The 10,404-nt window shown below is 73.4% G+C and carries 11 protein-coding genes and 5 tRNA genes; 9 read left to right on the forward strand and 7 right to left on the reverse strand.

What is annotated here, in order from left to right; translation table 11 throughout:
* Positions 1-276 precede the first annotated feature (276 nt).
* Entirely contained in the window at positions 277-1,512 is a 1,236-nt protein-coding gene (gene cobA, locus AB0447_RS35950) for a uroporphyrinogen-III C-methyltransferase (RefSeq protein ID WP_366481177.1), read from the forward strand.
* 43 nt (positions 1,513-1,555) lie between these two features.
* Positions 1,556-2,368, forward strand: a complete 813-nt coding sequence (locus AB0447_RS35955; RefSeq protein WP_366481178.1) for an RNA methyltransferase — start codon at positions 1,556-1,558, stop codon at positions 2,366-2,368.
* Positions 2,369-2,439: 71 nt separating this feature from the next.
* Here the strand turns inward: AB0447_RS35955 and AB0447_RS35960 are convergent, their stop codons facing one another.
* Entirely contained in the window at positions 2,440-3,630 is a 1,191-nt protein-coding gene (locus tag AB0447_RS35960; protein WP_366481187.1) for a protein kinase, read from the reverse strand.
* A gap of 207 nt (positions 3,631-3,837) precedes the next feature.
* On the opposite strand from AB0447_RS35960, the gene AB0447_RS35965 reads away from it, so the two are divergent.
* From AB0447_RS35965 to AB0447_RS35980, 4 genes are all read left to right on the forward strand, one after another.
* Complete coding sequence (locus AB0447_RS35965; RefSeq protein WP_366481179.1) at positions 3,838-4,083, forward strand: hypothetical protein; 246 nt, start codon at positions 3,838-3,840, stop codon at positions 4,081-4,083.
* Between the two features lie 182 nt (positions 4,084-4,265).
* A complete protein-coding gene (locus tag AB0447_RS35970; RefSeq protein WP_366481180.1) occupies positions 4,266-4,457 on the forward strand; it encodes a hypothetical protein in 192 nt (63 codons plus the stop codon).
* Between the two features lie 252 nt (positions 4,458-4,709).
* Complete coding sequence (locus tag AB0447_RS35975) at positions 4,710-5,807, forward strand: phosphotransferase (protein ID WP_366481181.1); 1,098 nt, start codon at positions 4,710-4,712, stop codon at positions 5,805-5,807.
* A gap of 65 nt (positions 5,808-5,872) precedes the next feature.
* Positions 5,873-6,160 (forward strand): zf-TFIIB domain-containing protein, encoded by a 288-nt coding sequence (locus AB0447_RS35980; protein WP_366481182.1) that lies wholly within the window; start codon positions 5,873-5,875, stop codon positions 6,158-6,160.
* Positions 6,161-6,210: 50 nt separating this feature from the next.
* On the opposite strand, the gene AB0447_RS35985 is transcribed toward AB0447_RS35980, so the two are convergent.
* The 5 genes from AB0447_RS35985 to AB0447_RS36005 all read right to left on the reverse strand — a co-directional run bounded on the left by AB0447_RS35985 (position 6,211) and on the right by AB0447_RS36005 (position 6,705).
* A tRNA-Val gene (locus AB0447_RS35985) sits at positions 6,211-6,285 on the reverse strand.
* A 47-nt stretch (positions 6,286-6,332) separates the two neighbouring features.
* Positions 6,333-6,404 (reverse strand) — tRNA-Val (locus AB0447_RS35990).
* A 42-nt stretch (positions 6,405-6,446) separates the two neighbouring features.
* Positions 6,447-6,518 (reverse strand) — tRNA-Val (locus tag AB0447_RS35995).
* 1 nt (position 6,519) lies between these two features.
* Positions 6,520-6,593 (reverse strand) — tRNA-Cys (locus tag AB0447_RS36000).
* Positions 6,594-6,632: 39 nt separating this feature from the next.
* A tRNA-Gly gene (locus AB0447_RS36005) sits at positions 6,633-6,705 on the reverse strand.
* Between the two features lie 176 nt (positions 6,706-6,881).
* Here AB0447_RS36005 and AB0447_RS36010 point away from each other — a divergent pair.
* The 3 genes from AB0447_RS36010 (at position 6,882) to AB0447_RS36020 (ending at position 9,665) form a co-directional block, all read left to right on the forward strand.
* Complete coding sequence (locus AB0447_RS36010) at positions 6,882-7,940, forward strand: chorismate-binding protein (RefSeq protein WP_366481183.1); 1,059 nt, start codon at positions 6,882-6,884, stop codon at positions 7,938-7,940.
* The gene (locus AB0447_RS36015; RefSeq protein WP_366481184.1) at positions 7,937-8,758 is read left to right on the forward strand and encodes an aminodeoxychorismate lyase; all 822 of its coding nucleotides are present in this window, start codon (positions 7,937-7,939) and stop codon (positions 8,756-8,758) included. Before AB0447_RS36010 ends, AB0447_RS36015 begins: the two co-directional genes overlap by 4 nt.
* Before the next feature lie 82 nt (positions 8,759-8,840).
* Positions 8,841-9,665 (forward strand): GNAT family N-acetyltransferase, encoded by an 825-nt coding sequence (locus tag AB0447_RS36020; RefSeq protein ID WP_366481185.1) that lies wholly within the window; start codon positions 8,841-8,843, stop codon positions 9,663-9,665.
* A 38-nt stretch (positions 9,666-9,703) separates the two neighbouring features.
* On the opposite strand, the gene AB0447_RS36025 is transcribed toward AB0447_RS36020, so the two are convergent.
* A complete protein-coding gene (locus tag AB0447_RS36025) occupies positions 9,704-10,210 on the reverse strand; it encodes a DsbA family protein (protein ID WP_366481186.1) in 507 nt (168 codons plus the stop codon).
* Positions 10,211-10,404: the final 194 nt, after the last annotated feature.

Raw genomic sequence — 10,404 nt, forward strand, 5'->3', positions numbered from 1 at the left:
CGTGCGCTCAAACGCCGCGCGGGCTGGATGTGCGCAGCACATTCCAGCCCCGCCGGCGTTTGAGGCGCGGGGTCTGGGGCGGAGCCCCAGTTCGGGAAGGGGCGGGGAGGGGACAGCCCCGCGCAGCGGCAACCCCGCCGGGTCCGGGGAGACCCGCTCGGCAGCGGGTCGTATCGTGGACCCGCACGGCGTGAAACCGCACGTCACCCCCGACAAGCCGCTCCAGCGCCGCAGCGGCACAGTAGAAACACCGCCGCCTTCAGGAGCCGCACCGCCATGGCCGACACCCCCGCCTACCCCGTAGGGCTCCGTCTCGCCGGTCGCCGCGTCGTCGTCGTCGGCGGCGGCCAGGTCGCCCAGCGCCGTCTGCCCGCCCTCGTCGCGGCCGGCGCCGACGTGCTGCTGATCTCCCCGTCCGCCACCCCGTCCGTGGACGCCATGGCGGAGACCGGTGAGATCCGCTGGGAGCGCCGCCGCTACCAGGACGGGGACCTCGCCGGTGCCTGGTACGCGCTGATCGCCACCCAGCACCGCGAGGTGAACGAGCAGGTCTCCGCCGAGGCCGAGCGGGAGCGGGTCTGGTGCGTCCGGGCCGACGACGCCTCCGCCGCCACCGCCTGGACCCCGGCCACCGGCCGCAGCGAGGGCGTCACGGTGGCCGTGCTGACCGGGAACGACCCGCGCCGGTCCGCCGCGGTCCGCGACGCCATCGTCGAGGGCCTGCGCGACGGCACCCTGGCGGCCCCCGCCCACCGCCGGGCCGCCGGACAGCCGAACGGCTCCGCCGGCTCCGTCGCTCTCGTCGGCGGCGGCCCCGGCGACCCGGACCTGATCACCGTCCGCGGCCGCCGGCTGCTCGCCCAGGCCGACGTGGTCATCGCCGACCGGCTCGGCCCCCGCGACCTGCTCGCCGAACTGCCCCCGCACGTCGAGGTCATCGACGCGGCGAAGATCCCGTACGGCCGGTTCATGGCCCAGGAGGCCATCAACAACGCGCTCGTCGAGCATGCCAAGGCCGGCAAGAACGTGGTCCGGCTCAAGGGCGGGGACCCGTACGTCTTCGGCCGCGGCATGGAAGAGCTCCAGGCCCTCGCCGAGGCCGGCATCACCTGCACCGTGGTCCCCGGCATCTCCAGCTCCATCTCCGTGCCGAGCGCGGCCGGCATCCCCGTCACCCACCGGGGCGTCGCCCACGAGTTCACCGTGGTCAGCGGCCACGTCGGCCCCGAGGACCCGCGCTCGCTGGTCGACTGGGAGTCCCTGGCCAAGCTGACCGGCACCCTGGTGATCCTGATGGGCGTCGACAAGATCGGCTCGATCGCCGAGGCCCTCGTCCGGCACGGCAAGCCCGCCGACACCCCGGTCGCCGTCATCCAGGAGGGCACCACCGCCACCCAGCGCCGGGTGGACGCCACTCTGGCCACCGTCGGCGAGACCGTCCGCGCGGAAGAGGTCCGGCCGCCCGCCGTCATCGTCATCGGTGACGTCGTGAAGGTCCACACCAGCAACTGACCGTGCCGTTGGCACCGCACCCAGGACAAGGCAGTATCACCCTGTGGCTGATCTCATCACCGTCGAAGACCCCGACGACCCGCGCCTGCGCGACTACACGGGCCTGACCGACGTCGAACTCCGGCGCCGGCGCGAACCGGCCGAGGGCCTGTTCATCGCCGAGGGCGAGAAGGTCATCAGACGCGCCAAGAACGCCGGTTACGAGATGCGCTCGATGCTGCTCTCCGCCAAGTGGGTGGACGTCATGCGGGACGTCATCGACGAGCTCCCGGCCCCCGTGTACGCGGTCAGCCCGGAGCTCGCCGAGCGGGTCACCGGCTACCACGTGCACCGCGGGGCGCTCGCCTCGATGCAGCGCAAGCCGCTGCCCACGGCGGAGGAACTCCTGTCCGTCACCCGGCGGGTGGTCATCATGGAGGCGGTCAACGACCACACCAACATCGGGGCGATCTTCCGCAGCGCCGCCGCCCTCGGCATGGACGCGGTCCTGCTCTCCCCGGACTGCGCCGATCCGCTGTACCGGCGCTCGGTGAAGGTGTCCATGGGCGCCGTGTTCTCCGTCCCGTACGCCCGCCTGGAAGCCTGGCCCAAGGGCCTGGACTCGGTCCGCGAGGCCGGGTTCAAGCTGCTCGCCCTCACCCCGCACGAGAAGGCCTCCCCGATCGACGAGGCGGCCCCGCAGTCCCTGGAGCGGGTGGCGCTGATGCTCGGTGCGGAGGGCGACGGCCTGTCCACGCAGGCGTTGGTCGCCGCGGACGAGTGGGTGCGCATCCCGATGGCGCACGGTGTGGACTCGCTGAACGTGGGCGCCGCCGCGGCCGTCGCCTTCTACGCGGTGGCCGGCGCCGGGCGCTAGCGCGCGTCTGCTTGGCGCGTGCCGGCCTGGCGCGTGTCCGCCCGGCGCCTCTGCGCCCGGCGCCTGTCCGCCTACAGCTTCTGTGCGGCGGCGATGCCCAGGGCCACGACCAGCGTCACCACGACGAACACGATCAGCCGCTGGCGCAGCAGCCGCGGGTCCGGACGCGAGGGCCGACGCCCCGCACCCGTGGTCCGCGGGGCCGGGCGGCCGCCCGTACGCCCGGCGGTCGGCCGGGACGAGGGCCCCGGGTTGCGCGGCGAGGACGGGCGGGACTGCGGCCCGCTCTGGGGACCGCCCTGGGGGCGCGGTGCCGGGGTGCCCGCCGTACGGCGCTCCGTGCGCTGTGCTGTGTACTCGGTGGCCTGGACGGCCTGGACGGTCTGAGCGGGCCGGTCCGGCCTGGGGCGCTGGGCGGGCGGCCGCCCGTCTCCCGACCCCTGCGCCTCGCGGGCCGCGATCTCCTTCAGCCGCATGGACAGCTGCAGGGTGCTCGGCCGGTCCTCCGGGTCCTTGGCCAGGCAGGCCCGTACCAGCGGTGCCAGCGCGTCGGGCACCCCGTGCAGGTCGGGCTCCTCGTGCACCACCCGGTACAGCATCACCTCGGAACTGCCGTGCCCGAAAGGGGAGTCGGCGGTCGCGGCGTACGCGAGGGTGGCGCCCAGCGCGAACACGTCCGTGGCCGGGGTGACGGCCGCTCCGCGGACCTGCTCCGGGGCGAGGAAGCCGGGGGAGCCGACTGCCGTCCCGACATGGGTGAGCGTGCTCGCCCCGGTCGCCCAGGCGATCCCGAAGTCGATGATCCGCGGTCCCTTGGGCGACAGCAGGATGTTGGACGGTTTCAGGTCACGGTGCACCACACCGGCCTCGTGTACGGCGACCAGCCCCTCGGAGAGTGCGGCACCGACGGCGGCGATCTGCGCGGCCGTGAGCGGGCCCTCCTCGGCCACCCGGTCGTGCAGCGAGGGCCCGGGGACGTACTGGGTGGCGAACCAGGGGCGCTCGGCCTCCAGATCGGCGGCCACCAGCCGGGCCGTGCAGCCGCCGCGGATCCGGCGGGCGGCGGAAACCTCGCGGGCGAACCGCGAACGGAACTCCTGGTCCTCGGCCAGATCCGGCCGGATCACCTTGAGCGCGACGCGCTGCCCGCGCCGGTCCGAGCCCAGGTAGACCACACCCATACCGCCGGCACCGAGCCGTCGGTGCAGCCTGAACGAGCCGACGACACGCGGGTCCTCGCGCCGGAGCCGCATCATCGCCATGTCCACCCCGCTGACTGACCGGTCGTCCTGTTGACGTGGCACAGCTTACGGACCATCCGCCATGTGCGCTCAGAGGCCGCGCCCTCGTCGGTAGATTCGATTGTCAGTGCGGGATGGGACACTTGAGGGGTGCTCAGAAGTCCCCGTGCGGGGGGCCCTTCAGGGGTGCTGAGCTGTCAAAAGTCCATCGCGTAAGGGGGATTGGCGATGAAGGGCGACAGGGTCGAGATCGTCGTGGATGCGGGCGACACGACGCGGACGTACGAAGTGGTGGCCACCCGGGCGGGACGCCGGGTGGAGACTGCGGTCCGCAGGGGAGTGGTGGAAGTGAGCGAAGTCACTCGGAGTGGTCACGCGGTGCGCACCGCACGGTTCATGGCCAGCAGGGTGCTGGCCCTGGTGGAGCAGCCCCTTCCGGGGGTTCCCCTCCGGGAAGACCCCCAGGCGGGGTGACCGGTCTCCACCCAGGGGAGTACGCGGGTGGTCGACCCGTCATCCTCCTGGAGGCCCGCCAAAGGGTCCGGAGGCATGAGGACGGGGCGCTCCAGCGCTCCTAAGGTTGAACACAAGCGGCGGGTGGCTAACTCGTCCCCCGAGGTCACACGCCCGCCGCTGCCAACCACAGGGAGAGGACCATGTCGGACCGCGCAAGCCAGGGACGCAAGATGTTCGCGTTCACCGCGCACCAGTCCGCATCCGGAACGCGCCACCCGCTGGTGGCCGCGGCCATGGTTCTCCCCCTGGCCACCCTCCTGGTCGTGCTCTTCGGCGGCTGGGAGCAGGTGGTGACGCAAGCGTCGTCCGTGAGCGCGTTGCTGGGGCGCTGAGCGGCGCCTCAGGCCTGGGAGAGCGGCCCGGGCCGGGACATCGCCGGACAACCCCGTGGGGACGGGGGTGCGGCGGACGGCAGTGAAAGGGTGCTGGCCCTGCGACTGGGGAGTCGCAGTTCCAGCACCCTTTTTGCATCCTGCGCTCCGCTGTCCCTGCCCCTGTCCCTGCCCCGTTGACCGCGGCCGCCGTTGCGGATCGTACGATCCGCTGGGGGCGCGTCCGTGCCCCGACGAGGACCCGGGGGAGCGATGGCCCAGACACTGGCCGACGAGCTGGCCGGTCTCGCGTTCCGCGCGGCCGGGCGGCTGCCGCGTCCGCGCCGGGACGGGTCGGGCCCGGAGCTGCCCGCCGACCGGGAGCTGCCCGCCGACCGGGAGCTGCCGGCCGACCGGGAGCTGCTGGCCGACCGGGCCGACGGGACCGTGGTGCGGTGCGGGAACGCCGTCGCCAAGGCCCATGCCGCCGACACGGATCCTGCCGGGCTCGCCGTCCGGCTGCGGATCGCCGCGGCCCCCGAACTCGCCGGAGTGCTGTTGCCGCCGCTGCGCCCCGGCGCCGAGTACCTGCGGGGCCGGGCCGTCACCCTCTGGCCGTACGGTGCCCCCGTCGATCCGGAGCGCCCGGAGGACGCCCCCTGGGCCGCGGCCGGCCGGCTGCTCGCCGTACTGCACCGCGTGCCGGTGGACCGGCTGCCCGGTCCCGTCCCGCCGATGCGCGGCCCGGCGAAGCTGGCCCGTGCCCTGCGCCGGATGGACGCGGCCCTGGCGGGCGCGGGCGCGCGGACGGGCGCAAGTGCAGGCGCAGGCGCCGGCGCGAGGACGGGCGAGGGCGCGGGCGCGGTTCGCGGGACGGCCGAGGCGGCGGGGGCGGCCGCGGTCCGTGCCGCCGCCGCGACCCTGCCCCCCTGGGCACGGGACGAGGCCCCCGCCCCGACGGGAGGCCACGGCACCCTCTGCCACGGCGACCTCCACCTCGGCCAGCTCGTCCGTACCGACGCCGGCTGGCGGCTCATCGACGTCGACGACCTCGGGGTGGGTGCGGCCGCCTGGGATCTGGCCCGGCCCGCCGCCTGGTACGCGGCCGGGCTGCTCGCCCCGGAGGACTGGCTGTGTTTCCTGGACGCCTACCGGGATGCCGGCGGCCCCGCCGCCGGCCCGCCCGGCACCGACCCGTGGCCGGAACTCGACCTTGCCGCCCGCGCGTTGACCGTGCAGACCGGGGCGCTCTCCGTGGCCAGGGCCATGGCGGAGCGCCGTCGACTCGACGAGGTGGAACGGGCCGTGACCGGGGCCTGTGGCCGAATAGCCGACCTCCCGGCCGAGTTGGAGCCGATGCTGCCGTCGTAAGGTGAGCTCACGCCACCGCGCATGCCTTCCGGTGGCGAGGTCCGACGGCGAGGAGTGAGCCGATCATGCAGTGTCCGAAGTGTCACGCCATGATGCATACGTACAACCGCAGCGGTGTCCAGATCGAGCAGTGCAGCGGCTGCCGGGGCATCTTCCTGGACTACGGGGAGCTGGAGGCGCTGACCCGTCTGGAGTCCCAGTACGGCCAGGTTCCGCCGCCGCCCGCGCCGCCGGCCTACCCCGCCCAGCACGGCGCTCCGGCTCCCGCCTGGGGCGCCCCGCAGCACCACGGCGGCCACGGCCACGGGCACGGCCACAACCGCGGCTTCGGCCGGATGCTCTTCTCCTCCTGACCGGGGGAACGCGGAAGCCCCGGCCGTGGAGACGGCCGGGGCTTCCGGGGTGGTGCGCGATACTGGGATTGAACCAGTGACCTCTTCCGTGTCAGGGAAGCGCTCTCCCGCTGAGCTAATCGCGCGGGTCGTACCGCGAAGGTACGAAGGTGCTGCGTTACTGCGTACTGCGTGCGCGATACTGGGATTGAACCAGTGACCTCTTCCGTGTCAGGGAAGCGCTCTCCCGCTGAGCTAATCGCGCGGGGGATCCGGGGATCCGGGGATCCGGGATCCGGAGATCCAGTGGACGATACTGGGATTGAACCAGTGACCTCTTCCGTGTCAGGGAAGCGCTCTCCCGCTGAGCTAATCGTCCTTGGAGGTGGAGACGGGATTTGAACCCGTGTAGACGGCTTTGCAGGCCGTTGCCTCGCCTCTCGGCCACTCCACCAGGAGTGATTACAGGGGTTCGGGAAGATCCCCCACATCGAGCGGACGACGAGATTCGAACTCGCGACCCTCACCTTGGCAAGGTGATGCTCTACCAGCTGAGCCACGTCCGCATGTTGCCGTGTTGCTTGGGGTTTTTCCTTCGCTCCCCGGCGACGTGTTGAACTCTAGCGGATTCCCGGGCCAGCTCAAAAACGCGTTTCCGCAGCGTGCTGCCGCTCGATCACCTCCGGTCACCTCCCCGTCGCCGCACCGGCGCCTTCCGGCCACCGGTCATAGACTCACAGCCGTGCAAGACCTGCAGCCCATGGCCCGCTTCGGCGGCCTCCTCGCCACCGATCTCCGCGATGTGACCAGCGACGTCTCCGCCCTCGACTCCACCGGGTTCTGGGCGGTCTCGGCCGACTTCGAGGGGCGCATGACCTGTGCCCGGTTCGGCGACGTACGCGAGGTCCCGGTTCCCGCCCCCGTCCCGGGAGCCTGGCGCGGGCCCGCCGCCGACCGCTGGACCTCCTCACTGGACCGGGACGCCTACGTGGCCGGCGTGCGCCGCATTCGCGAGCACATCGCGGGGGGAGAGGTCTATCAGGCCAATCTCTGCCGGGTGATGTCCGCGCCGCTGCCGGACCCGGACGGAGCCGACGTGGACGCGCTCACCGCGCTGCTCGCCCGCGGCAACCCGGCCCCGTACGCAGGAACGATTCGGCTCCCGGCGCACGGCGTGGAGATAGCCACCGCCTCCCCGGAGCTCTACCTCAGCCGGTCGGGACGCCACATCGAGTCGGGTCCGATCAAGGGGACCGGCCGCACCGCCGCCGACCTGCTGGAGAAGGACCACGCCGAGAACGTGATGATCGTCGACCTGGTCCGCAACGACCTCGGCCGGGTCTGCACCACCGGCTCCGTGGCCGTCCCCGAACTCTGCGCCGTCGAGGAACACCCCGGCCTGGTCCACCTCGTCTCCCGGGTGAGCGGCGAACTCGCCGACGGTGCCGGCTGGCCCGAGCTCCTCGACGCCACCTTCCCGCCGGGTTCCGTCACCGGAGCGCCCAAGTCCTCCGCCCTCCGGATCATCGAGGCTCTGGAGACCGCCCCGCGCGGCCCCTACTGCGGCGGCATCGGCTGGGTGGACGCCGACCGGGGCGTCGCTGAGCTAGCCGTGGGCATCCGCACCTTCTGGATCGACCGGCAGGCGACCGGCGGACCCCGGCTGCTGTTCGGCACCGGGGCGGGCATCACCTGGGGTTCCGACCCCGAACGCGAATGGGCGGAGACCGAACTGAAGGCGGCCCGGCTGCTCGCGGTAGCGTCGGGTGCGTATCAGGCGAGTGGAGGGACCGTACGGTGAGGATCTGGCTCGACGGAGCACTGCGGGACGGCGACGGTGCGCGGGTTTCCGTGTTCGACCACGGCCTGACCGTCGGTGACGGCGTCTTCGAGACCGTCAAGGCGCAGCACGGCCGGGCGTTCGCGCTCACCCGGCACCTGGAGCGGCTGACCCGCTCGGCCCGCGGGCTCGGGCTGCCCGACCCCGACCCCGAGGAGGTCCGGCACGCCTGTGAGGCCGTGCTGGCGGCCAATCCGATGCCGCTCGGCCGGCTCCGGATCACCTACACCGGGGGAGTGTCCCCGCTCGGCTCGGACCGGGGCCACGAGGGCCCCACCCTGGTCGTCGCCGTCGGCGAAACCTCGCGCCGCCCGGACACCACCGCCGTGATCACCGTGCCCTGGGTGCGGAACGAGCGGAGCGCCATCGCCGGCCTCAAGTCCACCTCGTACGCCGAGAACGTGGTCGCGCTGGCCCAGGCGCACCGGGCCGCGGCCTCCGAGGCCCTGTTCGCCAACACGGTGGGCCGGCTCTGCGAGGGCACCGGCTCCAACGTCTTCGTGGTCCTCGACGGGGAGCTCCACACCCCGCCGGTGGCCTCCGGCTGCCTGGCCGGGATCACCCGCGCCCTGGTCGCCGAATGGGCCGGCGCCAAGGAGACCGACCTGCCCTTCGAGGCCCTGGAGCAGGCCGAAGAGGTCTTCCTGACCTCCACCCTGCGCGATGTGCAGGCGGTCCACCGGATCGACGGCCGCGAGCTGGCGGCCGCCCCCGGGCCGGTCACTGCCGAGGCGATGCGCATCTTCGACGAGCGGTCCGCGGCCGACATCGACCCGTGAGCGCCCGGGAAGCGGCCGGAAGCGGCCGGAAGCAGCCGTAAACGGGCTGACGCGGCGCCCCGGGGCGGGTAGAACAACCCTGATGACCACCACCCTGCGGCCGAGCGGGCCGCTTCAGCAGACTGCCGCGGGGGCGCGCTCGCGCCCGTACGAGGTACGGGTCAACAGCCGGCGGGTCGGCGCGCTGCTGCTCGCCTCGGACACCCCGTTCGGACCCACCGTCGGCGAGATCCGGGACCTGCACATCGACGAGCCCGACCGCCGGCGCGGCCGCGCCACCGTCGCCGCACTCGCCGCCGAGGAGGTGCTCCGCTCCTGGGGCTGCCGCCGGGTGCGGGTCTCGGTGCCGGCGGCAGCGGGGGGCGCGCTGCGGATGGCGGCCGCCCTCGGCTACGTCGAGTACAGCCGCAACATGGCCAAGGAACTGCCGGCCGCCCCGCCGGAACTGCCCGCCGGGGTGCGGGCCCGCCGGATGACCGAGACGGAGTACGGGCCCTGGCTGGAGCGGGCGGTCGAGGCGTACGCGGAGGACTGGAGCAGCCGGGGCATGCCCCGGGAGGCGGCCCTCGCCAAAGCGCTGGCCGACCACCGCGAATCCCTGCCACAGGGCGTGCACACACCGGGCGCCGAGCTGTCCGTCCTGGAGGCGGGCGGCGAGCGGGTCGGCCACCTGTGGGTGGCCCGGAAGGGCGAGGACGCGTACGTGTACGAGGTGGAGGTGGCCGCCGGGCACCGCGGCCGGGGCCACGGCCGCACCCTGATGCTGCTGGCCGAGCGGACCGCCGTGGCGGCCGGCCACCGGCGGCTCGGCCTGCAGGTCTTCGCCGGCAACACCCCGGCCCGCAGCCTCTACGACTCCCTGGGCTACCGGACCACCAACGTCAACTACGCGAAGGACCTGCTCTAGGGGTGCCGGGCGGCCGGCCGTGATCCGCCGGACACCCCTCAGGCGGGGCCCGCCTCCGCCAGCAGGCGGTCGGCGATCTCCTCGATGCGGGCCCGCAGGCCCGCCTGGCCCTTCCCGCCGTCCAGGCGCTCGCCGCCGATGACGTAGGTGGGGGTGCCGGTGATGCCGATCGCCTTGCCCTCGGCCTGGTCCGCGTCGACCACCAGCATGTGCCGGCCGTCGATCAGGGCGGTGTCGAACTCGTCGGCGTCCAGGGACAGCTCCCGGGCCACGTCGAGCAGCAGCTGCTCGCCGCGCGCGTCCAGCTCCGCGGTCCGGGCGAGCACGGCCTCGGCGTACGCCCAGCCCTGACCCTGCTCCGCCGCCTCCTCGGCGGCCTGCGCGGCCGCGAAGGCGTACTTGTGCTTCTCCAGCGGGAAGTGGCGCAGGACGATGTCCAGCCGGTCCCCGTAGCGGGCGCGGAGCGCGCGCACGTCATCGAGGGCGGTGGTGCAGTCCGGGCACTGGAGTTCGCACCAGAATTCGAGAACGACGGATCGGGTCATGGGGACAGTCTCCCAGCCCGCGGCCGGCGGCCCGACCGGGACCCGGGGCGTCTTGGCGGTGCCGGGCATCGCGAGCCCGGCCTGCTCGGCAAGACACCCCCTAGTAGTGCTTTGTTAGGTGGTGTCGTGGGGCTGTCTTGGGGTGGGTTGTCGGCAGGTGGGGCAGGTGCCGGTCCAGGTAGCGAGTAGGTGTT

Origin of the sequence: Streptomyces sp. NPDC051211, from assembly GCF_040689505.1 — a bacterium.
In the GTDB taxonomy this organism is placed as follows: domain Bacteria; phylum Actinomycetota; class Actinomycetes; order Streptomycetales; family Streptomycetaceae; genus Streptomyces.

Bases quoted from the DNA above. Each gene is read 5' to 3' on its own strand.
- cobA (WP_366481177.1), top strand. From the start codon at position 277: ATGGCCGACACCCCCGCCTACCCCGTAGGGCTCCGTCTCGCCGGTCGC.
- AB0447_RS36020 (WP_366481185.1), top strand. From the start codon at position 8,841: ATGACCACCACCCTGCGGCCGAGCGGGCCGCTTCAGCAGACTGCCGCG.
- AB0447_RS35970 (WP_366481180.1), top strand. From the start codon at position 4,266: ATGTCGGACCGCGCAAGCCAGGGACGCAAGATGTTCGCGTTCACCGCG.
- AB0447_RS35960 (WP_366481187.1), bottom strand. From the start codon at position 3,630: ATGGCGATGATGCGGCTCCGGCGCGAGGACCCGCGTGTCGTCGGCTCG.
- AB0447_RS35980 (WP_366481182.1), top strand. From the start codon at position 5,873: ATGCAGTGTCCGAAGTGTCACGCCATGATGCATACGTACAACCGCAGC.
- AB0447_RS36025 (WP_366481186.1), bottom strand. From the start codon at position 10,210: ATGACCCGATCCGTCGTTCTCGAATTCTGGTGCGAACTCCAGTGCCCG.
- AB0447_RS35975 (WP_366481181.1), top strand. From the start codon at position 4,710: ATGGCCCAGACACTGGCCGACGAGCTGGCCGGTCTCGCGTTCCGCGCG.
- AB0447_RS35965 (WP_366481179.1), top strand. From the start codon at position 3,838: ATGAAGGGCGACAGGGTCGAGATCGTCGTGGATGCGGGCGACACGACG.